Annotated in this window: 24 protein-coding genes, 1 tRNA gene and 1 pseudogene; 17 read left to right on the top strand and 9 right to left on the bottom strand. The window is 61.8% G+C overall.

The features are described 5' to 3' along the window. The first annotated feature begins 18 nt into the window (after nucleotides 1-18). The gene (locus N6L27_RS00505; RefSeq protein WP_271905096.1) at nucleotides 19-1,272 is read left to right on the top strand and encodes a cytochrome b/b6 domain-containing protein; all 1,254 of its coding nucleotides are present in this window, start codon (nucleotides 19-21) and stop codon (nucleotides 1,270-1,272) included. Between the two features lie 129 nt (nucleotides 1,273-1,401). Then, nucleotides 1,402-1,605, top strand: a complete 204-nt coding sequence (locus N6L27_RS00500) for a hypothetical protein (RefSeq protein ID WP_271905095.1) — start codon at nucleotides 1,402-1,404, stop codon at nucleotides 1,603-1,605. On the opposite strand, the pseudogene N6L27_RS23265 reads toward N6L27_RS00500, so the two are convergent. From N6L27_RS23265 to N6L27_RS00485, 4 genes and pseudogenes are all read right to left on the bottom strand, one after another. Next, nucleotides 1,513-1,734, bottom strand: a pseudogene (locus N6L27_RS23265) (GNAT family N-acetyltransferase); the annotation flags it as partial. The gene N6L27_RS00500 and the pseudogene N6L27_RS23265 sit on opposite strands and share 93 nt — an antisense overlap. A gap of 261 nt (nucleotides 1,735-1,995) precedes the next feature. Next, nucleotides 1,996-2,337, bottom strand: coding sequence for a hypothetical protein (locus N6L27_RS00495; protein ID WP_271905094.1), 342 nt, complete (start codon nucleotides 2,335-2,337; stop codon nucleotides 1,996-1,998). Between the two features lie 177 nt (nucleotides 2,338-2,514). After that, nucleotides 2,515-3,093, bottom strand: coding sequence for a YceI family protein (locus tag N6L27_RS00490; RefSeq protein ID WP_271905093.1), 579 nt, complete (start codon nucleotides 3,091-3,093; stop codon nucleotides 2,515-2,517). A gap of 156 nt (nucleotides 3,094-3,249) precedes the next feature. Further along, nucleotides 3,250-3,783, bottom strand: a complete 534-nt coding sequence (locus tag N6L27_RS00485; protein ID WP_271905092.1) for a hypothetical protein — start codon at nucleotides 3,781-3,783, stop codon at nucleotides 3,250-3,252. Between the two features lie 328 nt (nucleotides 3,784-4,111). Here N6L27_RS00485 and rpsF point away from each other — a divergent pair, with 328 nt between their 5' ends. The 7 genes from rpsF to N6L27_RS00450 all read left to right on the top strand — a co-directional run bounded on the left by rpsF (nucleotide 4,112) and on the right by N6L27_RS00450 (nucleotide 7,886). Beyond that, nucleotides 4,112-4,465, top strand: a complete 354-nt coding sequence (gene rpsF, locus N6L27_RS00480; protein ID WP_271905091.1) for a 30S ribosomal protein S6 — start codon at nucleotides 4,112-4,114, stop codon at nucleotides 4,463-4,465. Between the two features lie 28 nt (nucleotides 4,466-4,493). Beyond that, nucleotides 4,494-4,721, top strand: coding sequence for a 30S ribosomal protein S18 (gene rpsR, locus N6L27_RS00475; protein ID WP_005982441.1), 228 nt, complete (start codon nucleotides 4,494-4,496; stop codon nucleotides 4,719-4,721). A gap of 12 nt (nucleotides 4,722-4,733) precedes the next feature. Next, nucleotides 4,734-5,342, top strand: a complete 609-nt coding sequence (gene rplI, locus N6L27_RS00470; protein ID WP_271905090.1) for a 50S ribosomal protein L9 — start codon at nucleotides 4,734-4,736, stop codon at nucleotides 5,340-5,342. 178 nt (nucleotides 5,343-5,520) lie between these two features. Then, complete coding sequence (locus N6L27_RS00465; protein ID WP_271905089.1) at nucleotides 5,521-5,709, top strand: hypothetical protein; 189 nt, start codon at nucleotides 5,521-5,523, stop codon at nucleotides 5,707-5,709. A 411-nt stretch (nucleotides 5,710-6,120) separates the two neighbouring features. After that, nucleotides 6,121-6,597 (top strand): lytic transglycosylase domain-containing protein, encoded by a 477-nt coding sequence (locus tag N6L27_RS00460; protein ID WP_271905088.1) that lies wholly within the window; start codon nucleotides 6,121-6,123, stop codon nucleotides 6,595-6,597. Between the two features lie 162 nt (nucleotides 6,598-6,759). Then, nucleotides 6,760-7,206, top strand: coding sequence for a hypothetical protein (locus N6L27_RS00455; RefSeq protein WP_271905087.1), 447 nt, complete (start codon nucleotides 6,760-6,762; stop codon nucleotides 7,204-7,206). Then, complete coding sequence (locus tag N6L27_RS00450) at nucleotides 7,203-7,886, top strand: HTTM domain-containing protein (RefSeq protein ID WP_271905086.1); 684 nt, start codon at nucleotides 7,203-7,205, stop codon at nucleotides 7,884-7,886. Before N6L27_RS00455 ends, N6L27_RS00450 begins: the two co-directional genes overlap by 4 nt. An 83-nt stretch (nucleotides 7,887-7,969) precedes the next feature. Here N6L27_RS00450 and tig read toward each other — a convergent pair whose 3' ends face one another. The 4 genes from tig to N6L27_RS00430 form a co-directional block, all read right to left on the bottom strand. Then, nucleotides 7,970-9,301: a trigger factor gene (tig, locus tag N6L27_RS00445; RefSeq protein WP_271905085.1), complete on the bottom strand. Its 1,332-nt coding sequence runs from the start codon at nucleotides 9,299-9,301 to the stop codon at nucleotides 7,970-7,972. A 197-nt stretch (nucleotides 9,302-9,498) separates the two neighbouring features. Next, the gene (locus N6L27_RS00440; protein WP_271905084.1) at nucleotides 9,499-10,617 is read right to left on the bottom strand and encodes a porin; all 1,119 of its coding nucleotides are present in this window, start codon (nucleotides 10,615-10,617) and stop codon (nucleotides 9,499-9,501) included. 347 nt (nucleotides 10,618-10,964) lie between these two features. Continuing rightward, a complete protein-coding gene (locus N6L27_RS00435) occupies nucleotides 10,965-12,083 on the bottom strand; it encodes a porin (RefSeq protein WP_271905083.1) in 1,119 nt (372 codons plus the stop codon). Nucleotides 12,084-12,263: 180 nt separating this feature from the next. Beyond that, nucleotides 12,264-12,347: transfer RNA gene (locus N6L27_RS00430), tRNA-Leu, on the bottom strand. 220 nt (nucleotides 12,348-12,567) lie between these two features. Here N6L27_RS00430 and N6L27_RS00425 point away from each other — a divergent pair. Beyond that, a complete protein-coding gene (locus N6L27_RS00425) occupies nucleotides 12,568-13,095 on the top strand; it encodes a Hint domain-containing protein (RefSeq protein ID WP_271905082.1) in 528 nt (175 codons plus the stop codon). Nucleotides 13,096-13,098: 3 nt separating this feature from the next. Here N6L27_RS00425 and N6L27_RS00420 read toward each other — a convergent pair whose 3' ends face one another. Beyond that, complete coding sequence (locus N6L27_RS00420) at nucleotides 13,099-14,793, bottom strand: NAD(P)H-hydrate dehydratase (RefSeq protein ID WP_271905081.1); 1,695 nt, start codon at nucleotides 14,791-14,793, stop codon at nucleotides 13,099-13,101. A gap of 169 nt (nucleotides 14,794-14,962) precedes the next feature. Here N6L27_RS00420 and N6L27_RS00415 point away from each other — a divergent pair, with 169 nt between their 5' ends. The 7 genes from N6L27_RS00415 to dddP all read left to right on the top strand — a co-directional run bounded on the left by N6L27_RS00415 (nucleotide 14,963) and on the right by dddP (nucleotide 25,038). Next, a complete protein-coding gene (locus N6L27_RS00415) occupies nucleotides 14,963-15,301 on the top strand; it encodes a P-II family nitrogen regulator (protein WP_008554830.1) in 339 nt (112 codons plus the stop codon). 47 nt (nucleotides 15,302-15,348) lie between these two features. Next, a complete protein-coding gene (gene glnA, locus N6L27_RS00410) occupies nucleotides 15,349-16,755 on the top strand; it encodes a type I glutamate--ammonia ligase (RefSeq protein WP_039182651.1) in 1,407 nt (468 codons plus the stop codon). Between the two features lie 228 nt (nucleotides 16,756-16,983). Beyond that, the gene (locus N6L27_RS00405) at nucleotides 16,984-20,139 is read left to right on the top strand and encodes a Hint domain-containing protein (RefSeq protein WP_271905079.1); all 3,156 of its coding nucleotides are present in this window, start codon (nucleotides 16,984-16,986) and stop codon (nucleotides 20,137-20,139) included. Between the two features lie 82 nt (nucleotides 20,140-20,221). Next, nucleotides 20,222-21,469 (top strand): Hsp70 family protein, encoded by a 1,248-nt coding sequence (locus N6L27_RS00400; protein ID WP_271905078.1) that lies wholly within the window; start codon nucleotides 20,222-20,224, stop codon nucleotides 21,467-21,469. 93 nt (nucleotides 21,470-21,562) lie between these two features. After that, the gene (locus N6L27_RS00395; RefSeq protein ID WP_271905077.1) at nucleotides 21,563-22,357 is read left to right on the top strand and encodes a lytic murein transglycosylase; all 795 of its coding nucleotides are present in this window, start codon (nucleotides 21,563-21,565) and stop codon (nucleotides 22,355-22,357) included. Nucleotides 22,358-22,693: 336 nt separating this feature from the next. Continuing rightward, nucleotides 22,694-23,542 (top strand): hypothetical protein, encoded by an 849-nt coding sequence (locus tag N6L27_RS00390; RefSeq protein WP_271905076.1) that lies wholly within the window; start codon nucleotides 22,694-22,696, stop codon nucleotides 23,540-23,542. A gap of 152 nt (nucleotides 23,543-23,694) precedes the next feature. Continuing rightward, nucleotides 23,695-25,038 carry a dimethylsulfonioproprionate lyase DddP gene (dddP, locus tag N6L27_RS00385; protein ID WP_271905074.1) on the top strand — a complete coding sequence of 448 codons (1,344 nt, stop codon included), beginning with the start codon at nucleotides 23,695-23,697 and terminating at the stop codon, nucleotides 25,036-25,038. Nucleotides 25,039-25,062: the final 24 nt, after the last annotated feature.

The following is a 25,062-nucleotide window of genomic DNA, read 5'->3' as shown; positions in this document are numbered from 1 at the left end:
GACCAGGAAATGCGCTTTATGTCCCGCTCCAACACGTTTTCGTCTTATGGATCTGTCGCCAAAGGATTTCATTGGCTGACCGCCCTGCTGATCTTCTCGGCCTTTCCGCTGGGCTATTTCGCCAATGAACTGGCGCATGAGATCCAGAGCCCCGGGTTTGACGGCAGCCAGGCGGTGATCGAGCGGGCAACGCTGCTGTTCTCGCTGCACAAGACAGTTGGGGTCGCGGTGTTCCTTACTGCGCTGCTGCGGATCCTGTGGGCGCTGAGCCAGCCGAAGCCCGGACTGCTGCATCCGGACCGCAAGGCAGAGGCGCTGGCGGCGGAGGTGGTGCATTGGCTCCTATACGGCTCGCTGGTGGCGGCGCCGCTGTCGGGCTGGATCCATCATGCCGCGACCACAGGCTTTGCGCCGATCTGGTGGCCGTTCGGACAGAATCTGCCGTTTGTGCCGAAGTCCGACCATGTGGCGGGGTTCTTTGGGGGCTTGCACTGGCTTCTGGTGTGGACGCTGGCGGCGGCGCTGGCTCTGCATATTGCCGGCGCGCTGAAGCACCATGTCATTGACCGCGACGCGACCCTGCGGCGGATGCTGCCGGGCAGCGGCACCCTGCCCAAGCCGCCAGCGCAGGCGCACAGCCTGGCACCGCTGCTGGCCGCAGTGGTGGTCTGGGGCGGCGTGCTGGGCGGCGGTGCGGCGCTGGGCATTCTGGGCGGCCATGACCACAGCCACGACCACGGAACGGAAGGCACCGTTGCCCCGGTGGTGGCCGCTGCGCCCGTGGGTGCCGGCAGCTGGGTGGTGCAATCCGGCACACTGGGCATTGCCGTCACCCAGATGGGCAGCGTCATCAATGGCAGCTTTGGCGAATGGTCGGCGGTGATCAACTTCGAAGAACCTGCCGCCCCCGGCCCGGCGGGCGATGTGGAGGTGACCATCGCGATCGCTTCGCTGGAGCTTGGGTCCGTTGCCAGCCAGGCAATGGGCGCGGATTACTTCGACAGCGCCAATTTCCCCACCGCGCAGTTCACGGCAGAGATCGAGAAGCTGGCAGAGGGCTATCAGGCGGTGGGCACCCTGACCATCAAGGGCGAAACCGTGCCGGCCACCCTGCCCTTTGATCTGGAGCTGAACGGCGACACCGCCAAGATGCGTGGCGGGCTGACCCTGAACCGGCTGGATTTCGGGGTAGGCAAGAGCCTGCCGGATGAAAGCTCGCTGGCGTTTGCCGTTGATGTGGAAGTGGAACTGGACGCCAGGCGGGCGGAATAACGGCCGGAACCGGGAGCCGAATGCTCCCGCGCCCGGCAGCTGCGCCGGCAAGGCCGGCACCTCTGGCAGCCTTGGGCCTGGCGCCGCTGATTGCGACCCGTTGCGGATATTCAGAAAACCTTTTCCAGGATGGCGACGCCGATGACGGGCAAAGCTTCGTCCCGGCCGGAAAACACCCCCCCGGCCGGTTACAGAAAAGCCCCATTTTTGATAAAACGGAACCGCGTTCAGGGTTGCTTCAATCCGCACATGGCCTGCGCCATCCTTCAGCGCATCCTCCAGCGCGCGCTGCATCAGCCCGGCCCCGGCTCCCAGGCCCGTGAACGCTGCTGAAACAAACAGGCGCTTAATCTCACCCGGCACCCCATGGGAGAACCCCACGGCATCGCAACCTGCCTCAGCGATCCAGATTTCACCAGCTTCACAATCCGTCTGGTAGTCAGCCGCTGCGCGGCCCGACATCCAGCTGCCCACCACATCGTGCGGGTAAGGATCGGGCGCCAAACGGCTGACTGACGCGATCACGAGATCAAACACGGTCTGCGCGTCTCCGCGCTGCGACCGGCGGTACCGGAGGCATTCACCTTGATACGTGCCTTTTACCACCGGCATCTCCTGCTGACCGAAGCACTGCTTGCCCCGCCCAGTCAGTTGCACAAAAAATCCGGTCCAATCAACTCGCCATGATTGCAACCGCCAATCAGCTGCAACCGGAATGGGGGATTAATGGCGGTGCCGGTAGTAGCCGCCGTGGCGCGCACGGTGCCGGTGCAGACCGCGGGAACGGTGCCGGTGCAGACCGCGGGAATGGTGCCGGTGCCGTTTGACATAGTGACGGCCGCGGTAGGGTTTGTAATAGGTGCGCGGGGAATAGCCGCGATTGTAGCCGTGCCGGCGGTGCTTTCGGATGTCCTGGCTCTTGGCTGCGAAGCCCAGTTCTACCAGCCCGGTGACGACACGCGCCGAGCCGTTGCCTGTTTCAAGAGCGGCTGCCGGTGCCGCAAAGGCCAGACTGGCAGCGAAGGCCAAGGCCGCAGCTGATGCGGAAATACCAAAGCGGAACATGGGAACCTCCTTTCTGAGGTGGCCCGTGAGGCCGCTTTCAGGCTGCTCCAGCAGCGCAGCAAACGCCAATGAACTCCGCTCACACTTTGGGGAGGCCCGGTGCGTGTCCGGCAGAAAGAGAAAACCGCCGGCCCCTGAGGGAGCCGGCGGCAGAATTTCCGGCAATTTGCAGCTGGATCAGCTGTCGGCCTTCATCGCCTCGACGGAGATCTTGATGTTGACCTCGTCACTGACGAAGGGCGCGAACTGGCCCAGATTGTAGTCGGTGCGCAGGATCCGGGTGGTGGCGTCAAAGCCCGCCCAGGGCTTCTTGGCCATCGGATGCTCGCCCGCCTGGTTCAGCTTGGCGTCCAGCACCACGGGTTTGGTGACGCCGTTCAGGGTCAGGTCGCCGGTGATCTTGGCGGTGTTGTCGCCGGTCACTTCGATGCCGGTGGAGGTGAAGCTGATGGTTTCGTCGTCTGTCGCGTCGAAGAAATCCTTGGTCATGAAGTGATCAAAACGCGCCTGCCAGCCTGTGAACATCATGCTGAGCGGCATCGACACGGAAACGGAGGAGTTCGCCGGGTCTTCCTGGTCGAACATGATTTCGCCCTCAAAGCCGGAGAACAGGCCATAAGTGGTCGAGTAGCCGAGATGGTTGTAATCGAACAGAATCTGGCTGTGGCTTGCGTCCAGCACGTATTTTTCCGGTGCGGCGGCAGCGCCGGTTGCAGCAACAGCGGCCAGGGCGGCGGCAAGCAGTGTCTTTTTCATTTCAAAGGCTCCGGGTTGAAGAATTTTCATAGCAACAGATGTGACGGTTTCGGCCTCAAAAGGAAGACCGCAAAAACCAACATTATCTGTGAGCGCGCGAACACAAAACCCGGCTGCAGGCAGCCGGGTCCGGTCTCGCGCAAATGTGATGGGGCTTCAGGTCAGGATCTTCACTGCACCGCTGAGCTGATCGCGCAGTCGGCCGCGGGTGGCGGCGGAGTCCAGCGGCAGTTCCATCAGCAGGCTGCCGTCATCCTCAAACAGCTGTACGGCGCTGCCGGTCAGCCTTGCGGCACCCAGCGAGTCATAGCTGCGGCGCAAAACGGTGCGCGGGCTGCCCTGGGCATCATGTTTCAGAACCCGCAACTCGCGGCGGACGGGATCGAAGCAGGCCTCTGGCCGGGCCGCGGGCTCATGCGCGGTCATCAGCACCACCCCAGCCAGCAGGAAAACAATGGAGACACCAAAGCGGATCAGGTTCATTTCCGGATCGGCTCCGGCCCCCTGCACGAGCCACAGTCCGGCGGAGCTGAGGATCATGGCAGCGCCAAGCAGACGGAACATCGCGACCCGGACCTTCCAGTTCGCCTGAAACCGCAGGCGCAGCGGCTCCGGCCCTGAAATCGCACCTAGTGCCCGGGCGCCGGGCATCCCGGAAATCTGCGGCGGGGTGTTGTCTGTCACGGCCATTTGACTGCCCTTCTGCTGCGGTCTGTCTGCTTCTGCCTTGCTGACGCTTCCCTCCTGGAAAGCAGGCGCCGCGTGTTTCACCGCGTTAAGGCTTCGTTAAGGAGTGAAGACCTGCATTGAGGCAGCAATGGGGCGGGCTTGCGGTTTTGCCGCGGCGGGTCATCGAAGCCTGCGCAAAAAGCCCTTTGGCCTTGCTCTTTCGGCCGCAGCCTGTATAGGAGGCCCTGCTTCCGCGACATCTTCGATCCGCGCAGACTCTCGTGACCTGGCAGCGGAAGCAGCAAATGCCCGGTCTATGAAATGCGCCTAGACACAAACAGGAGTTCGCATGCCACTCTATGAGCATGTCATGATTGCGCGTCAGGACCTGTCCAACTCGCAAGCTGAAGGCCTCATCGAACATTTCGGTGCTGTTCTGTCCGACAACGGCGGCAAGCTGGTCGAGCAGGAGTACTGGGGCGTAAAGACCATGGCCTACAAGATCAACAAGAACCGCAAGGGCCACTATGCCTTCCTGAAGACCGACGCACCGTCGGCCGCCGTTCAGGAAATGGAGCGCCTGATGCGTCTGCATGATGACGTGATGCGCGTCCTGACCATCAAGGTCGACGAGCACGCCGAGGGCCCTTCGGTCCAGATGCAGAAGCGCGACGAACGCGACGGCCGTCGCGAGCGCCGCTGATCAACGCTTGAGAAAAGGACGCTAAATCATGGCAGCCAAACCGTTTTTCCGCCGCCGCAAGGTTTGCCCGTTCTCGGGCGACAACGCGCCGAAGATCGACTACAAAGACACCCGTCTGCTGCAGCGCTACATCTCTGAGCGCGGCAAGATCGTGCCTTCGCGCATCACCGCCGTTTCGGCAAAGAAGCAGCGTGAGCTGGCCCGTGCTATCAAGCGCGCCCGCTTCCTCGCCTTGCTGCCCTACGCCGTGAAGTAAGGAGATAAGCAGATGCAAGTTATCCTTCTTGAGCGCGTTGCAAAGCTGGGCCAGATGGGCGACGTCGTTGACGTGAAGCCCGGGTTCGCCCGCAACTTCCTGCTGCCGCAGGGCAAGGCGAAAACCGCCTCCGAAGCCAACATCGCTTCTTTCGAAGCCCAGAAAGCGCAGCTGGAAGCGCGCAACCTGGAAACCAAGAAAGAGGCCGAGGCTCTGGCAGAGAAGCTGGACGGCCAGCAGTTCATCGTGATTCGCTCCGCTTCGGACGCAGGCGCGCTGTACGGCTCCGTCACTCCGCGCGACGCGGCTGATGCTGCAACCGAAGCCGGTTTCTCGGTCGACAAGAAACAGGTCGCCCTGATCGCTCCGATCAAGGACCTTGGCCTGCACTCGGTCTCCGTGAAACTGCACCCGGAAGTCGAAGCAACCATCGAACTGAACGTCGCACGTTCGGCAGAAGAAGCCGAACTGCAGGCATCGGGCAAATCGATCCAGGAGCTGGCCGCCGAAGAGGAAGCCGCTGCGGAATACGAAATCTCCGAGCTGTTCGACGACATCGGCTCTGCTGCGTCCGACGACGACGCACCGGTTGCTGACGCCGCTGGCGAAGAAACCAACTGATCCTCACCGGGACAGTGAGACATGGGAAGGGCCGCCTGATGGGCGGCCTTTTTCTTTGCCTGTGCGCAGTTTGAAAAGACGCGCCAAATTGCACGGAAATCCCTGCCCCCGAATAACCATCTGTTTGCCGTATTCCGCAAGAATACTGCCTGTGTGGAGTGAGAAAGGGGGATGCGCCATGCAGGACGCATTGGAAAGTGAAGAGCTGGCGCTGCGCCGGCGGCTGTTGTTCCGTCTGCTGCGCGGCCACCGGTTCGACCGGCCGTCGTTCAGGACAGAGGCGGTGTCGGATCTGGTGCCGACGGGGCTGCTTCAGCCTGAGAAGAGCCTGTTCAAGCAACCGGCTGCCCTGCAGAAACCCGTCTGATTGCCCGCGAGCGCGGCGTTCAGACAGACGGCCGCTGCCCATCGGGCGGCACGGCTGCCGCTGCTTTCAGGGGCTGCTTGCGCGTTGTAGGGGCCGCGAAATTTTGGGAAACAGCCGCGGCCCCTGTTCTGCCCGAAGGGATCAGCCGCCCCACAGGCGTGAGGGGCGAACTGCCCTGAGGGTTGTTTCTGCCTCAATGCGCACCCCCAATATGTAGTGGGATGCCATATTTAACAAATGTCTAATGATTAAAGTTTGACCGACCTGCACCGGACCTTGTTTCAGGCAGTTTCCGCCTGCCGGAATGGCGGTTCCCCGCCGCTGCAGCCCGGTGGCTGCCCGGTCAGCATTGCGGCCCGCAGAGATGCGGCTAATCTGGCCCGCGAGAGAGAAACCGCTTTTGGAGGCCGCATGACGCGCCGGACCACCTTCCTTTTGTTTATTGCTGCTGCTGTTCTGTCAGCCTGCGCCAGCACCGCCTCCCCGCCCGAGGTGTCCAGAGCCGGCCCGCCGCTCTATCCGAACGAGACGCCGGAGCTGCGCCGGAAGATCAACTACTGGGCCGACCACTACGAAGTGCCGCGCAGCCTGGTGCACCGGCTGGCGGTCCGCGAAAGCACCCACCGTCCGCATGCGGTGAACCGCCCCTACTACGGGCTGCTGCAGATCCTTCCCGCGACAGCGCGGTCGATGGGCTTCAAGGGGGAGCCCAAGGATCTGCTGGATGCCGATACAAACCTGCAGTTTTCCGTGAAATACCTGCGCGGCGCCTGGCTGCTGGCCGATGGCAGTCAGGATATGGCGGTGAAGCACTACTCACGCGGGTACTACTACGAGGCCAAGCGCCGCGGCATGCTGGTGGAAACCGGCCTGCGGCCCGGAAGCTGACGGCGGCCCCTGCCGCAACCGCAGCGCCCCGCAGGGGCGCTGCCAGGCCCAACGGAACGCGGCGCTGTCCGCAGGACGGCGCCAAGGACGGGCGGGAGCGTCCGGCCGCGGCACGGCCCGGATTTTAGCGGAATTCTAACCGGTTGCGGCTTAACTGGCGCGATGCTGAGCCTGTTGAAACTCCTGCTGCCTGCCCTGATGCCGTCCTGGCGGTTCTTCAAATCGGTCGACCCCTCGCCCCGGGTGGAATGGGCCATGCTGGCCAGCGCCGCCAGCGCACCGCAAAGCTGGCGCGAATTCCGGCCCCGTCCGCAACAGCTGACACCACTGGCAATGCTCCGCCGGATGCTGTGGAACCCGCGCTGGAACGAAAGCCTGTTCCTGGTTTCCTGCGCCGAACGGCTGACGCTTACGCCAACTGAACACAGTGAGCAGGAGATCCTGCGCAGGATCACAGCCGAGCTGCAGCGCAGCCTGCCGCCCGGTGCCTGCCTGCCCTACCTGCAATTCCGCCTGGTCTTTCTGGACCGGGCGGAGGACGGCGGCCTGATCAAGGCCATCACCTATCAGTCAGAGCCGCATCTGATGGCCGGGCTGGCCGCGCCATGACCCTGGACGCCGCCCTGCGCGCAACCGAAATTCTGATGGCGCTGGCCTTTCTGCAGCAAAGCGCAGAGCATCTGGCGGGCTTCCGCGATGAGAGGCTGATTTACGGCCTGCGGGCCATTCTATGTGCGCTGCTGCTGTTTGGCATTGCCAGCCCGTGGGTTCTGCTGGCGCTGGTTCTTCTGGGGCTGCTGATCCTGCAGCGGTTCCAGGGGCCGTACAATGGCGGCAGCGACAAGATGAGCCTGCTGATCCTGTGCTGTCTGACCGCCGCCCGCTGGCTGCCGCAGGAGCACTGGAAGGAATATGCCTTTGCCTATCTCGCCGGACAGCTGGTGATCTGCTACTTCATCTCCGGTCAGGTCAAGATCGTGAAGCCGGAGTGGCGCTCAGGCCGGGCGCTTCAGGATGTGTTCCGCTTCTCCGCCTATCCGGTCAGCGAGGGTTTGCGCGCATTTGCTGACCAGCCGCGTCTACTGTGGGCAATGGGCTGGGCGGTGATGCTGTTCGAGGTCCTGTTTCCACTGGCGCTGTTCAGCCGCGAAACGCTGATTCTGGCCTTGTTTACGGCTGCCCTGTTTCATCTGGCCAATGCCTGCCTGTTCGGGCTGAACCGGTTTTTTTGGATCTGGCTGGCGGCCTATCCGTCGCTTCTGTGGCTGCAGGAGCGGGTTATTCTCTGACCGTCGGCCCCGCCTGGCCAAGGACCCAATGAAAAAGGCCGCCCACCCGGGCGGCCTTTCCGTAATGCGTTCTGAGGAGAGGATTATTCCTCTTCCAGCTCTTCAACGGCCTTTTGCAGATCGTCCTTGGAGATCTCTCTCTCGGTCACTTTGGCCTGGCCAACGATATGGTCGACAACCTTGTCCTCGAAGATCGGCGCGCGCAGCTGCTGCTGCATCTGGGCGTTCTGCTGGATGAACTCGAAGAACTGGCGTTCCTGGCCCGGGTACTGGCGGGCTTGCGCCATGATCGCCTGGGTCATCTCAGCGTCGGTCACTTCGACCTCGGCTTTCTGGCCCAGCTCGGCCAGCAGCAGGCCCAGACGGACGCGGCGCTCGGCCAGTTTGGTGTGCTCTTCGGTGGTCTCGATTTCACCGTGGTCGTGGCCTTCCACTTCCGGGTTGTCCTCGTGCCACAGCTGGTGCGCGATCTGCTTGGCTTCGGCGTCGACCAGCGACGGCGGCAGGTCGAAGGAAACCAGGGTGTCCAGCTTGTCCAGCAGGCCGCGCTTCAGCACTGCGCGGGCGGCACCGGCGTATTCGGCTTCCAGGCGCTCGGAGATCTGGCCTTTCAGCGCGTCCAGATCGTCGGCGCCGAATTTCTTGGCCAGCTCGTCGTCGATCTCAGCCGCTTTCGGGGCTTTGACCTCCTTGACGGTGCAGGAGAATACGGCCTCTTTGCCGGCCAGGTGCTCTGCGCCGTATTCCTCGGGGAAGGACACGGTCACGTCTTTTTCTTCACCGGCCTTGGTGCCGACCAGCTGCTCTTCGAAGCCGGGGATGAAGGAGTTGGAGCCCAGGGTCAGCGGGTAGTCGTCGCCTGCGCCGCCTTCAAAGGCTTCGCCGTCGATACGGCCCACGAAGTCGATCACGACCTGGTCGCCGTCTTCGGCTGCTGCGCCCTCTTCGCGGGCTTCGAATTCCTTGGCGGTTTCGGCCAGGTTGGCCAGCGCCTCGGTGACGGCTTCGTCTTCAGCCTTCACAACCAGCTTTTCCAGCTCGACGCCGGAGAAGTCGACTTCGGGGATTTCCGGCAGTGCCTCGTAGGACATCTCGACGTTGACGTCGTCGCCTTCTTTCCAGTCTTCGTTGGTCATCTTGACTTGGGGCTGCAGCGCCGGGCGGTCGCCGCTGTCCTCGAAATGCTTGTTCATGGCGCCGTCGATGGATTCCTGCATCGCTTCGCCCATCAGGCGCTGGCCGAACTGCTTTTTCAGCAGGGCCATCGGCACCTTGCCCTTGCGGAAACCTTTCATTTCGATTTCCGGCTGGGCTTCGACCAGCTTTTCGTTGACCTTCTCGTCCAGCTCGGCGGCGGTGACGGTGATGGCGTAGCCGCGTTTCAGACCTTCGTTCAGCGTCTCGGTGACCTGCATCCTATTCCCCATAGAGATTCGGGGCTCCCTCGCGAGGTGCCCCCAGACAATTTGCGGTCTTCTATTTCCCCCGGCGCGGCGGCGCAAGGGGGATTGCCCCTTTCCTGCGCAATCGCGCGGATTTCCGAAGCCTGAAAACGAAAAAACACGCCCGCAAAGGGGCGTGTTTCCTGATCTGAAACCGAGGGAGTTGCGGTTCAGAACTTCCAGCGGGCACCAGCCAGGATGACGTTGGCGTCCTGGTAGGTGGTGGCGCTGGTATCGGCATAGGAATAGTCGCGGTAGGCCAGGTAGGTCTCGACATTATAGGCGTCGATTTTCTGAACCGCGGCGATACCCCAGGACTCGGCGCTGTCGCCGTTGCTGACCATGTCGGAGCCGTCGTAATAGTCCACCGAGAAGGAAGTGGAGCCGGCCGCAATCAGGTCTGCAGAGTAGCCCAGCTTGGCATAAGCGTAGGTGCCCGCGATGTCGCGCTCGCCTGCGGCGATGTTCAGCGACAGGCCGGTGGCCTTGTGCAGCACCGCGAAGGAGCCGGAGATATCACGGTAGTCCTGCTCGCCGGTTTCCTCGGTCCAGGAGGCGCCGATGCCGGTGTCGATGGCAAAGCCGGCCGCGTCGTCATTGGCCCAGCGGACCGCAACGTCATAGCTTTCGCGGTCGTTGGCGTCCTTCAGGATATCGGTGCCCCAGGAGGTCGAGAGGGTGAAGCCCGCAAGCTCCGGCGAATCGTAACGGACACGGCCCAGGCGGCTGCCGTCGAAGTCGTTGAAGGCATCGCCGATATCCACGCTGCTGAGCGCGCCCGCGCCGGTGCGGAAGGCATAGCCGCCCGCGGAGTCGGCAACCGCGTTGGAAGCGCCGAGGCCGGTGCCGGAGAAATCAGCCCCGGTGATGCCGTCCGTCGCCATCGAGCCCTGACCCGCCGAAAAGCGGCCATAGCGCGCGGTGTCGAACTGGAAGTCGACGTGGCGGATGTTGGTGCGGTCCCAGCTCAGGTTGTCGCCGGTCGAGGTCTGGCTGACCCCGTCCGAGGAGCGGAAGCCGAAGGCGGTTTCAAAACGGAACCGCAGGGTGTTTTCGCCGTATTCCTGCTCCAGCTCAAAGCCGATGCGCGAATTGGAGGCCGCGTTGTCGGTCAGGCGGTTGAAGTCCTGTTCGCCGTCGTCAAACGACTGGTAGGCAGGATTGAATTGGCCATACCAGCGGAAGCTGCCGCCAGTGTCATTGGTGTAGGTGGGGCCTGCAAATGCCGGGGCCGCGAGTGCGGCTGCGAGGGAGGCTGCGCCGGCGCGGGCGGCAATCTTGGTTTTCATTTTCTGTCTCCTGTTCCGCCGCTTACGGCTGCTGTCCGGCACAAACCGGCGGCGGAGCCAAGACAGGTTCCGTCCGCATGGCGTGAAGTCCGGGCCAGGTGGCCGCTGCGGCATTTGTGAAAATCTGCGCGTGGCAAAAAATCACCTGCACCGTAGCCCTGGCGCGGACCGGGAGATGTGAAGACGATTACGTTGGCGCCCCGCCAGACGCAAAGCTGCTATGCTGTTTGCGCAACCCTTGGCCGGATTCCGGCGAGGACTGCCGGGGGCGGAGACCGCTGGGCCTTGGGCGGCGTAAAGCGCTCCGGCTGCCCAGAGCGCTTTTTCATAGAATTCCTGCCCGCAGTTCAGAACCGCCAGCGGGCACCCAGAACCCAGGTTGTCAGATCCTGGTAGGTCGCGGCGGCATCCTCATAGTCATATTCCTGATAGGTCAGGTAGATGTCTGTATTGATACTGTCGACCTTCTGCACCGCGCCGATGCCCCAGCCCTTGGCGCTGGAACCGGTGACGTTGAAATCCTCGCCGTCATAGTAATGCACGCCGAACCCGGTTTTGCCCCAGGGCAGCCAGTTGCCGGTCTCATAGCCGATCTTGGCGTAGTAATAACTGGGATCGCTGGAACCAGCCGCGTCGTTGTCCCGGCTGCCGCCCGCAACGGTAAAGCTGATGCCGCTGTCCAGCAGGACAGAGGCCGATCCGATCACGTCCGAGCGTTCTGCGCCCGCGTCGTCACGCACCTGATAAGCCAGAGACGCCGCGAAATTGGTGGAGCCGAATTCCTGCCCGTAGCGCAGGCCGATGTCGTAGTAGTCAGCATCATCGCCGGACGACAGGATGTTCTGCCCCCAGGCGATGCCGACGGAAAAGCCGTTCAGATCCGGAGTGTCATAGCGGATCCGGCCGCGGCGGGAGCCGTCGAGGTTGTCAAAGGCATCCACCAGCGCGGGACCGCTGAGAACGCCGGCGGTATCGCGGATCAGGAAGCCTGCGTTGGAATCGACGGTATAGGAATACAGGGCGGTGCCGACATAGGACAGATCGGTCTCAGCCGCGCCGTCGGCCACCATGCTGCCCTGCCCGGCCGAGAACCTGCCCCAGCTGCCTTCCAGCCAGAAGTCCACGTGGCGCAGGTCTGCGCGGGTCCAGCCGCTGTAGTTGGAGCCGAACTGGTTAACTTCGGTCGAGTTCGGAAAGCCCAGTCCGGTCTCGAAGCGGAACCCGAACGTATTGGCCCCGATCGGCTGCATAAGGCGAAGACCGATCCGGGAACGGGACAGGTCATTGTCGAGCAGGTTGGTCTCAGTCTGCTGGCCGTCGTCAACGGAGATGATGGCCGGATTGAACTGGCCATAGATTTCAACATAACCGCCGGATTTGTTGTCATACCGCAGTTCGGCTGACGCCGGGGCCGCAATGGCGCACAGCCCCGCAGCCGCAGTGGAGATTTGCAGAAGACGTTTCATGGCCATCCCCTTTTGTAACAATGTACTGATAAACGCTTGGGCCGGCCGCTGCCCGCAGGCCGGCCGGGGGTCCAGTATAGCATACCGGAGGCCGGGACGGATAATTTATCAGCCTAGACAGGCGGAACGGCCATCAGCCGCTGCTGATCCGGCACAATTGACCCGGCCGTTTTTGGAAAATGGTGCGGGTGAAGGGACTCGAACCCCCACGCCAAAGGCGCCAGAACCTAAATCTGGTGCGTCTACCAATTCCGCCACACCCGCACATGCGCCGGGGCAAACCCGCCGCGTGACGCGCTGAATAGCAAAGCTTGGCGGCGGATGCGAGGGGAAATCGTGCCCGGATTGCCGATGTGCAAAACGGCAACAATCGGTGCGGAATATCGCAACAATCGGCGGGTTTTCGCGCAAAAAGGCTGGGCGCGGAATCCGCTTGTGCGGTAGTTTGGCAAAAAAGTCTGAGGCAGACAAAGCGAGCAACAATATGAAACCGTTTGGAAATGCGGCCCTGCGCGCGCAATTGGCGATGCGTGTCCAGGCACAGCCCCGGCGGCTGTTTCAAGGCAGCCAGAACATCAGTCTTCTGCGCGGCACCATCGTGCTGACCCGCGAGGGAGAGCGCATGGCTGAGGAAATCAAATCGGGCGACAGCCTGATCACCCGCACCCAGGGAATGGCCCAAGTGGAAGCTGTTCGGACACGCCGCGCAATGCTGCAGGCCGTGTGCATCGCTGCCGGGTCGCTCGGCGACACGCGGGCGGATGGTGACCTCGTGGTGCCCTGGGACCAGCGCATCCTGGTGCGCGACTGGCGCGCCAAGGCGATGTTCGGCCAGCCGCAGGCGGTGGTTCCGGCCTATGAACTGGTGGATGGCGAATTCATCCGCGACCTGGGCCTGCAGATGATGGATCTGACGGTGCTGGAGTTTTCCCGCCCGCATGTGATTTATGCAGGCGGGCTGGAGCTGTCCGCCGCCGCAGCACCGCAAGAGGACCTGCGCCCGGCGGCCTGACCGTCAGAGGCCCAGCTTGCGGAACACCGCGGGGATCTGCTCCGGCAGGTCCTCGGCAATCAGGCCGGGGCCAAACTCCAGCGCGCATTCCACATGAATATAGGCGGCGGTCTCTGCTGCCTGCATCGGGGAAAACCCGCGCGCCATCAGCCCGGTAATGAACCCCGCCAGCACATCGCCCGACCCGGCAGTGGCCAGCCAGGGGGCGGAGCGCTCGTAATGGGCGGAATTCACCGAGCAGCGCCCGTCCGGCGCGGCGATCACCGTGTCCGGCCCCTTGAACAGCACCACGCAGCCCGCCCGTTTGGCGGCCTCGCGGGTGGCGTCGACCTTGGAATAGGCAGGGCCGGTGGTGGCGGGTGCGTTCAGCTTTTCCGCGAGGTCCGGGAACAGCCTGGCAAATTCGCCGCCATGCGGGGTGAGGACGCAGTTCTCGTGCAGGATTTCAAACAACGCTTCCGGCTTCAGTTCAAACCTTGTGAGCGCATCAGCGTCCAGCACGGTGGCGCGGTTTTCCTTCAGGACCGCCATCACCACCGCCTGGGTATCCGCGCCGCGCCCGAGGCCCGGGCCGAGACAGACTGCGTTGAAACGTCTGTCCTCCAGCAATTCGCTGACCCCATGCGCCCCGTCGATCTGCTGCAGCATAATGGCGGTTAGATTGGCTGCATTCTCAAACATCGCTGAGCGAGGCGAGCCGACAGTGACCAGCCCAGCCCCGATCCGCAGGGCGCCGCGGGCGGCCAGCCGGGCAGCGCCGGTCTTGCCGTGGCCGCCGGAGAGGACGAGGGCGTGTCCGTGGGTGTATTTGTGGCCCTTTGAGGATGCTTTTTTGCATCGGACGGAATCAAAACGAGAGATCCACGGCTTACGACGATCTTCGACTAACGGCCACTCACCCAGTAAAACTGAATTAGGCAGTCGCATTGACCGAGGAGGCGTACCGGGTTTGGTTTCTTTCAGCACTCGCCATTGCCCCAACCCAATGTCTTTAACAACGACTTGGCCACACACAGACGGGCCTTCATTTACAAAATGACCGAACTTTGGGCTGTCGAACGTAACTGTCAGGGCTGCAAATCTGTCTTGAAACGGCTTACGACCTCGAGGTTCCTGCCCCTGTTGGTCAAAGATCGGGTGGCCCAGGCTGAGCGGCGTTTCCTCAAGAACAGTTCCGCTATCCAAGCAGAGGCCGGAAGGGGCATCTATGGCGACAACGCTATCACTGTAATCATCACCGTTGCGCCCTGACATATGGGAAGCAACATTAAAGGCTTCACCCTCCAGGGGGCGAGATAGCCCGGCCCCGAACAGGGCATCAATAAACAAGCTGTAAGGCTCCTTTCGAAACGCTCTTTCGGTAAGCTCTTCGACCTGATTGTCAGCCAGCCAAATCTCATAATTGGTGCGAGCATCAGGTGGAAGCTTATCTGGATCACCGTACAAGAAAACCTTTACAGCCCAGCCTTTCCCAGCAAGCAGCCGGGCCACTACAAAACCATCTCCGCCATTGTTGCCGGGACCGCATAAGACAGCCACACTTTGAGGAGCGCTTTCATATTCCGGCCACTCCTCAAAGATGGCCTCAACCACCCCCTGCCCGGCCCGCTCCATCAGCTCCAGCCCGGTGACTTCGCCGGACTCTATGGCGGACTGTTCAATGGCCCGCATCTGGGCTGCGGTCAGCAGTTCGGTCATGTTTTGCCCTTCCCCGATTCATTTCTGCGCAATTTCCGGGCGCAGTGCTTAATTTTTAGGCACACGTGTTCAAATCCTGCCCTCAATTGCCGCAGCCGCAGCCTCCTGCATTGCTGCGTTCATTTAGAAGTGAAAAGACACCTCCAACAAGCTTGCGAGGAGCCCAGGCATGAAAAAGATCGAAGCCATCATCAAGCCTTTTAAACTGGATGAGGTGAAGGAAGCGTTGCAGGACGTCGGCGTCCAGGGGCTTTCCGTCATCGAGGTCAAGGGTTTCGGCCGCCAGAAGGGCCACACCGAGCTTTACCGCGGCGCCGAATATGTGGTCGACTTCCTGCCCAAGGTGAAGGTCGAGGTTGTGCTGGACGACGATCAGGTCGACCAGGCGATCGAAGCCATTGTCGACGCTGCCAAGACCGACAAGATCGGCGACGGCAAGATCTTTGTCTCGCCCGTCGAGCAAGCCATCCGCATCCGCACCGGCGAGACCGGCCCGGACGCGCTGTAAACGAATTCAACCAATATCCTGACATCTAAATCAGAAGGACCGAGGGAATGAGCGTAGACGCAGTTCTCAAGACACTCAAAGAAGAAGACGTCGCCTATGTCGACATCCGTTTCACCGACGTGCGCGGCAAGCTGCAGCACGTGACCGTGGACGTGGATCTGGTGGACGAAGACTTCCTGGAAGAAGGCTTCATGTTCGACGGCTCTTCGATCGCCGGCTGGAAGTCGATCGAAAACTCCGACATGAAACTGATGGCGGACACCACCTCTGCTTATATCGACCCGTTTTATGCCGAGAAAACCCTCTGCATCCATTGCTCCATCGTTGAGCCCGACACCGGTGAAGCCTATGAGCGCGATCCGCGCGGCACCGCCCAGAAGGCCGAGGCGTACCTGAAGTCCTCCGGCATCGGCGACGTGGCCTACATGGGCCCGGAAGCGGAATTTTTCCTGTTCGACGACGTGCGTTACTCCAACACCATCAACAAGGTGTCTTATGAAGTTGACGCAACCGACGGCTCCTGGAACACCGACGCCGAGTTCGAGATGGGCAACATGGGCCACCGCCCGGGCCTGAAGGGCGGCTACTTCCCGGTCAACCCGACCGACGAAGCGCAGGACCTGCGTTCCGAGATGCTGTCCACCATGAAGCGCCTCGGCATGAAGGTCGACAAGCACCACCACGAAGTGGCCTCCTGCCAGCACGAGCTGGGCCTGATCTTCGACAGCCTGACCAAGCAGGCCGACGAGCTGCAGAAGTACAAATACGTGATCCACAACGTGGCGCACGCCTATGGCAAGTCGGCAACCTTCATGCCGAAGCCGATCTACGGCGACAACGGCTCGGGCATGCACGTCAACATGTCGATCTGGAAAGACGGCAAGCCGCTGTTTGCAGGCGACAAATACGCCGACCTGTCCCAGGAAGCTCTGTACTTCATCGGCGGCATCCTGAAGCATTCCAAGACCCTGAATGCCTTCACCAACCCGTCCACCAACTCCTACAAGCGCCTGATCCCGGGCTTTGAAGCTCCGGTTCTGCGCGCCTACTCCGCCCGCAACCGCTCCGGCTGCGTGCGTATTCCGTGGACCGAAAGCCCGAAAGCCAAGCGCGTCGAAGCCCGCTTCCCCGATCCGGCGGCGAACCCCTACCTGTGCTTTGCCGCGCTGCTGATGGCCGGCCTGGACGGCATCAAGAACAAGATCGATCCGGGCGAAGCCATGGACAAGAACCTGTATGATCTGCCGGCCGAGGAGCTGGAAGGCATCCCGACCGTCTGCGGCTCCCTGCGTGAAGCCATGGACGCCCTGGCCGCCGACCACGACTTCCTGCTGCAGGGCGACGTGTTTACCAAGGACCAGATCGACGGCTACATCGAGCTGAAGATGGAAGAGGTCCACAAGTACGAGCACACCCCGCACCCGGTGGAATTCGGCATGTACTACAGCTGCTAAGCGGCTGCTGAAATCAGAAGAAAAGGCGCCCTTGCGGGCGCCTTTTTTGCTGCCCGTCCAAGTTTTGCCACATTCCGGCCCCGCCAAGGCCTGAAATCCCCTTCAAAAACAGCAGCCGAAACATCAACTTTTAGGAAAATCCGCCAGTTGGGGCTGGTGAGTTGATGAGGGTGAAGTCATTCGAAGGCCTGCCATCGGGGCCTGAGAATAACAAGGTGGGGTTGGCTTTTGGCAATTCTCGATAATGCAATCTGGCTGACGGCTGGCGACGGCACCGCGGAAAGCGGCAGCACCGTCATTTCCGAAAACGGAAACAGCACGACTGTAACCGCAACCTTCACCGGCAATGCCTGGGATGACAGCCAGGGCGGTAACACCGTCTCGGAGTTCGGCGCCTTCGCCACAGCAGATCCGATTTCCGCGGATTACCAGTTCTCCGAGCCGGTTGAGGACCTGTCCTTCACCTTTAATCATGTAAATGATGACGGCGGCTCCACCTATGATGACCAGTGGACCATCTACGCCTACGACGAAAACGGCGATCTGCTGGCGGCCACTGATGTCATCGCCGGCCTCAGCGGTATCGACGACGAAAACGTTGTCACCAACCCGGACGGGTCCGTTTCGATCATTTCAGCGGGTACAACCGCCAATGATGTCGACCTGACGCTGCCTGGCCTGGTGTCCGGGCTAGAGCTGATTTTTGAACCCGGTCCGGACGGTTCAACAACCGGCGGGTCCGGAATCAGCGATCTTAGCTTTACCATTCCGGAGCCTGATACGGATGGAGACGGCGTCGCCGATGGCGATGACCTGGATTCAGACGGCGACGGTATTCTGGACAGCGAGGAAGGCTACAGCGAAAGCACCCCCAGCACCATAACCATCACCTTTGACGGCGATGAATGGGCGGACAGTGACAATACAAGGTGGGAACTGCGGGCACCGGACGGGACGCTGATTGCCAGCGATTCCACCATCAACAGCTCAGTCGAATTCACCAACATCGCCATCCCCCAAGCCGGCGAATACTCCTTTACCGTCTTTGACAATTTCGGAGACGGCATCAGCGGCAGCGACACAGCCAGCTACACTATCAAGGTGGATGGCGTCACCGTGATCGACTCCGGTCCAAATCCGGACTTCGGTTCCAGTGTCACCGAGACCTTCACGGTCGAGACCACGGTCACAACCCGGGACAGTGATGGCGACGGTATTGCCGATCACCTGGATCTGGATAGTGACAACGACGGCATTACCGACAATGTCGAATCACAGGCCACCGGCAGCTATGTTGCCCCCTCCGGAACAGACAGCGACGGCGACGGTCTGGACGATGCTTATGAGACCGGCGGGCTGACGCCGGTGGACACCGACGGCGACGGCGTCGCGGATTATTTGGATACGGATTCCGACAACGACGGGCTGACCGATGCCGAAGAGGCCGGGCACGGCGTGGATCAATCGGTGATCGATGCCTCAGGCGATTCCGATGGCGACGGCATCATGGATGCCGTGGATGACGTCACCGGTCACGATGTGAACGATGCCGACGTTACCGGCAGCGGCGACTTTACCCTGGCTGACAGCGACAACGACACCGCCGCGGACGGATCCGGCGCTACACCTCTGGTGCATGACCTGGATTTCCGCGATGCGGCAAATTCGGATTACATTGTCGAAGGCACCACCGGCGGCGACCTGATCGATGGCAGCTATACCGGCGACCCGGAAGATGACCGTGTCGACAACAATGACAATGCCACGGGCACAAACGACGATACGATCTATGGCGGCGGCGGCAGCGATACCATCGACGGCGGTGCAGGCGATGATCTGATTTACGGCGGAGACCCGGGACTGAGCAGCGCAGGCACTGGCGGCTCAAGCACCGTTGGCAACACCTTCACGGTTATCAGCCTGGGCAGTTTTGCCGATATCGACCCGGACGAAACCAACGGAATCAGCGAAAACGCCGGCAGCCTGCTGGGTACTTACGGCGGTGAAGGGTCTGAGTTGTACAACAACTTGCAGACCATGGTCACCACTGACACGGATGGCAACACCAGCGTCAACGATAACGACAGCGGCGGCACGCCAGAGGCCTTCACCATTGACGGTGTGAACTATTTTGCGGACAGCAATCAGGTTTACAATGCCACCGTGACCTTTGCCGACGGAACCACCGGCAGCTTCACTGCAGTGGTGTTTCAAACCACCACCGGCGAGGTCTACCTGGCGCCGGAGATGACGGACAATGCTGACAACACGCTGCTGACCAGCCAGCCGATTGTCTCTGTCAGCCTCGACAGCGTATCCATCGACAATACCAATCTGGCCTCAGACCGTGTGGATGCCGACTATCAGGTTCCGGTGGATGCCGACACCTCAGCCGATGTCATTGATGGCGGCGAAGGCAATGATACCGTATTTGGCGGCGACGGTGCGGATACGATCACCGGCGGCACCGGCAACGACGAGCTGCACCTGGGCGATGGCGATGGTGATGCGGATACCATCGTTCTGGCCGACGGCAGCGGAAATGACACCGTTCATGACTTTGCCGCGCCGACTGACAATGGCGACGGCACCTTTACCGGTTACGACCAATTCGATGTCACCAGCCTGACCGATGCGGACGGCAACCCGGCCAATGCCTGGGATGTCACCGTCACGGACACCAACGGCGACGGCACCGGCGATGCGGTCCTGACCTTCCCGAACGGGGAAAGCGTGACCCTGCGGGGCGTCACGCCGGACCAGGTCGACAGCCTGCAGGAAATGCGCGCCATCGGCATTCCATGTTTCACCCCGGGCGTCATGATCGCCACGGACCGGGGCGAGGTCGCAGTCGAGGACATCCGTCCCGGCGACATGGTGTTGACCGCGGACAATGGCTACCAGCCGGTGCGCTGGACCGGCAGCCGCAGCCTGACCCAGCTGGATCTGGCCCGGCACCCCGAACTGCGTCCGGTGGTGATCCGCAAGAACGCCTTTGGCAACCGCCGCACGATCCGGGTGTCCCCGCAGCACGCCTTTGCCGTTCTGGGCAAAGGGCGCGAGCATCTGATCCGCGCCAAGCACGCAGCTGAGGCGATGGGCGGCCAGGTCGCGCGGGTCGACCGCCGCTGCGAGCAGGTGACCTATGTCCATATCATGTTCGACCGCCATGAGGTGATCTTTGCCGAAGGCGCACCGACGGAATCCTTCTACCCCGGCCCCATCGCGCTGAATGCGCTGGACCGGCCCGCGCTGAACGAGCTGCTGTTGCTGTTCCCGTCCCTGGCGCAGGTTGCGCTGCAGGAGCAGACTGCTGCCGGTCTCTACGGAACTCCGGCACGCCCCTACATGAAGCGTAAGGATGTTCTGAAACTCTGCGCCTGAGATGCAGCAGCGCGCTTGAGCTTGCATGGCGCCGCCGGACCCGGTAGTGCGGTCCGCTCCCCCGGTTGAACAGGAGCGCGCCATGACCATCCCGAATACCCTTGGCATCGACTTTGGCACCTCGAACTCGGCGGCCGGGATTGCCGTTGCGGGCCGCCCCTGGCTGGTGGAGATGGAGCCGGGCGAGAAAACCCTGCCCACCGCGGTGTTCTTTGAGGAGGGCAGCCGCGCCATGCGGGTCGGCCACAGTGCCACGCGGGCGCTGATCAATGGCGACGAGGGGCGGTTCATGCGGGCACTGAAAAGCCTTCTGGGCACGCCGCTGTTGCAGGAAGAACGGCGGCTCGGCGGCGAGCGGATCAGCTTTGCCACACTCATCTCGCGGTTCCTGGCAGAGATGAAGCGGCGGGCTGAGGCGGCGACGCATATTGATTTCACCCATGCGCTGTCGGGGCGGCCGGTGCGGTTTCATTCCAAGGACGAGGAGCGCAACGCGCAGGCAGAGGCCGACCTGCGCGCATGCTACCTGGAGGCCGGGTTTCAGGATGTGATGTTCATGTATGAACCTGAGGCCGCGTTACGCGCAGCCGCCCCGGCGCCCGGCCTCGGCCTGATCGTCGATATCGGCGGCGGCACCTCCGACTTCACCGCCTTTGAACAGGGGGACGATGGCGCGACCCGCATCCAGGCCTCGCATGGTGTGCGGCTGGGCGGGACCGATTTCGACCGGCAGCTGAGCATCCATCACGTGATGCCGCTCTTGGGCCGGGGCAGCCAGATCCGCAACGCATTCGGCGGCGGCGCCCTGCCCGCGCCGAACCGGCTGTTTAACGATCTGGCGACCTGGCAAATGATCCCCTTCCTCTACGCGCCGGAAAGCCGCCGGGCAGCCAAAGACCTGGCCGCCAATGCAGTTGAGCCGGAGAAACTTGCGCGTCTGGTCGCAGTTCTGGAGGACGAATTGGGCCATGAGCTGGCCTTTGCGGTGGAACACGGCAAGATCCGCGCCAATGGCAGAGATGACCAGGCCCTCATCGATCTGAAACTTCTGGAGCGCGGCCTGTCGGTGCCGCTGGCGGCCGAGGCAATGTCTCAGACCCTGGCGGAACAGACCTCTGCCATCGGTGCCTGCGCGGCAGAGACGCTGGCGCTCGCCGGGATTGCACCCGGCAAGGTTGAGAGGATCGTTCTGGTCGGCGGCTCTTCGCTGCTGGCAGCGGTGCAGGCGGAAATGCGCAGCTTGTGCCCAAATGCCCGGCTTGAAACGGGAAATGCGATGACTGCGGTTGCTGACGGGCTCGCACTGGCCGCCGGCAGCGCCTTTGCCTGAAGAAATGGGAAGCAATGGCGGCTTTTCCCGTTAGACAAGGGCCGCCGGCGCGTTAGGCTGCGAGTCACGAGTCACATTTTGAGAGTTTTCTTCATGCGACGGCTGATTGCCCCTGCCCTGATTTCCGCCCTGCTTGCTTCCCCTGCCCTCGCTGCGACCTGCGGCAATACCTCTGCCGGGTTTGATGCCTGGAAGCAGGAATTCCAGCGCGAAGCCAAACGCGCGGGTGTGCGCAAGGCAGGCCTTCAGGCGCTGGCCAATGCGCAATACGCCCGCCGCACCATCTCCGCTGACCGCAACCAGAAGAGCTTCAAATACTCGCTGGAGAAATTCATGCAGATCCGAGGCTCAGCCACCATCGTGGCGCAAGGCCGCAAGCGCAAAGCGCGCAACCCGGATTTCTACGCAGCGCTTGAACGCAAATACGGTGTGCCTGCAGGTATCCTGATTGCGATCCACGGGATGGAAACCGCCTTTGGCAATTACATGGGCGACAGCCAGGTGGTCTCCGCCATCGTGACGCTCACCTATGACTGCCGCCGCTCCGACTTTTTCCGCCCTCACGCGCTGGGCGCACTGAAGCTTGTGGATCAGGGCACCATTACCCCGGCCACTGTTGGCGCCAAACACGGCGAACTTGGCCATACCCAATTCCTGCCCGGCAACGCGCTGGAGTACGGCGTCGACTGGGATGGCAACGGCCGGGTTGATTTCTACAACATGGGCGATGCGCTTGCCTCTACTGCCAATTACTTGCGCCAGAAGGGCTGGAAACCCGGCAAAGGCTATCAGGAGGGAGAGCCGAACTACCGCGTTCTGAAGGAATGGAACGCCGCCACCGTGTATCAGCAGTCACTGGCGATCATGGGGCGTCAGATCGAAGGCTGAAGACCCTTTTCCGTAAAGCGGAAAGCTGAGAATCGCGCCCGCCGTTTGGCGGGCGTTTTGCGTTTCAGCTTACCCGACGGACAGTGCCAGCAATTCCGGCGCCATTGTAGGCCTTAGGGCATCAATGTGACCTCCTACCGTCACAGTTGAGCCGCATTCCGGGCACCGCTTCTGGGGATTTTACGCAAATTTCTTTTAATTCAACGACTTGGGAGGACCCCTATTTCACCCTCAAAACTTGTCCCCTCTGCCTGAATTCAGCCAGCTGTGCCCCACTTTTAACTACTTCAAATTTTATAGTTTCTTGGTCGGCACCCAGAACGGAGGATCCGGACAGTGGCAGAGAAAGTGCAATATACAGGCCGGATCGGGCTGGAAAGCCGCGACGGTAATACTCTTTCGGCTGCGGTTACTGCAGTCGTGGACACGCTGGATGATTTTGGCCACCCGGCGGAGATGATAGCAGCGCGTGCGGAAAACACTGCGCAACTTCAATGCGATCATTATCTGGCGACCGTGCGCCTGCGCCGGGTTCCCCTGCGCCGCACCAGCAAGCTGCCCGGCAGTGTAATGCAGCCCTCGGCCCTGCTGGAATTGTCACTGGCTCCGGCCTATCCCGGCTATTGCGACCAGGAAATCTCGGAACTGCTTCTGGCTGAAATGCTGCGCCGCCTGCTGGACACGGTTGAGGCAACCTTTGTTGAATGGCTCGACACCGGGATCGCGCTCACTTGCGAACAGTTCCTGAGCGCGTTTGATCCCCAGACCGGTAACGGAAAGGAACCGGTTGCCGCCGCGGCTGCGGCAGTTGCCCGCCCGCCTGAGATGGTCCGCAATGTGCATCCACGCCCCCGCGGCAAGGAGTGCTTTACACCGGTGGATCAAACTGCACTGGTTCTGGACGCACACTGCGACCGCGCCTTTCACGAGGCCGAAATCCGCAAAGCGGCAAGCACGGCAGTGCCGGCCTCCGGCAGGTCTTCAGGCGGTATGCGTGTCTCCGCCTTAATTATGGATCTGCGGTCAAAATGGAGCAGGCAGATACAGTCGCCCATGCTGACTGCAATGACGCTGACCCGCCCGCGGCGGCTGCGGCTTATCAGTCATCTTCTGTTTTTAACTGCGCTGCTCCTTTATCTCGAAAGCGCAGGCATGGTTCAGGCTGCCCGGCCGCTTCTTCCCTAAAGCCGCAGAATTTGCAGGGGATCATCAGATCCCCTGCCCCTGCCTAGCTGCCACAGGTCAGAAACGACGGCCAAAACCGTCGCTTTCAGCAGCGAATCCGCCGACGCCTTTGCTGCAGACTGTACAGGACTGTGCAGCAAGGACTTCCCGGCATGAACGAGCATTACCGCGACATCCGCAAGATCGATCCCACCCGCGGCGCCAGACTGGGCGACAACACACCGAACGACAATGACCGTGTCGAGATCGGCCCGACCCAGCTGGCTTTTGGCGAATGGGCTGAGGCCGGACTGCAACTTCCTGACCTTCAGGCGCTGCGCAGCTTCCGCTGGGACCGGCTGACCCGTTTCATCAATGATCGCGGTTACGGTGGCCTCCTGGTCTTCGACCCCCTGAACATCCGCTATGCCACCGACAGCACCAATATGCAGTTGTGGAATACCCATAACCCGTTCCGCGCCCTGCTGATTTGCGCTGATGGCTACATGGTGCTTTGGGACTACAAACAGTCGCCATTCCTCAGCGAATTCAACCCGCTGGTGCGCGAGCAGCGCGCGGGCGCCGACCTGTTCTATTTCGACCGCGGCGACAAGATCGACGTAGCCGCCGACAAGTTTTCCAATGAGGTCCGCATCCTGCTGGAAGAACACAGCGGCAGCAACAAGCGGCTGGCAGTGGACAAGGTGATGCTGCACGGACTGCGCGCACTTGAGGCGCAGGGGCTGGAGATCTTCCCCGGCGAGGAGCTGACCGAGAAATGCCGCGCGGTGAAAGGCCCGGATGAGATCCTGGCAATGCGCTGCGCCCATCACGCCTGTGAAACTGCAGTGGCGGCAATGGAAAAATTCGCCCGCGAGCAGATCCCCGGCGGCAATGTCTCCGAGGATGACGTCTGGGCAGTACTGCACGCGGAAAATATCCGCCGCGGCGGCGAATGGATCGAAACCCGGCTTCTGGCGTCCGGTCCGCGCACCAATCCCTGGTTCCAGGAATGCGGCCCCCGCATCATCCAGAACAACGAGATGATCAGCTTTGACACCGATCTGGTCGGCTCTTACGGGATTTGCATCGACATCTCCCGCAGCTGGTGGATTGGCGACGAGAAACCGCGGCCTGACATGATCTATGCCATGCAGCACGGTCTGGAGCACATCCGCCACAACATGGAGATGCTGAAGCCCGGTGTGAATATTCAGGAGCTGTCGCGCAACTGCCACCCGCTGGACGCACAGTTCCAGAAGCAGAAATACGGCTGCATGATGCACGGTGTAGGCCTGTGCGATGAATGGCCGCTGGTGGCCTATCCGGACCAGCTGGTCGAAGGCGCCTTTGATTATGAGCTGGAGCCGGGCATGGTGCTGTGCGTCGAGGCGCTGGTTTCGCCTGAGGGCGGCGATTTCTCGATCAAGCTGGAGGACCAGGTACTGATCACCGAAGACGGCTATGAGAACCTGACCAGCTATCCTTTCGACAAGGCGCTGCTGGGCGAAACCTGACCCCAAACAGCCGGTCCCTCCCGC

This window comes from Leisingera sp. SS27, assembly GCF_028368855.1.
Taxonomy (GTDB): Bacteria; Pseudomonadota; Alphaproteobacteria; order Rhodobacterales; family Rhodobacteraceae; genus Leisingera.
The sequence above is the reverse complement of the archived record's forward strand: the minus strand, read 5'-3'. Positions and strand labels throughout refer to the sequence as shown.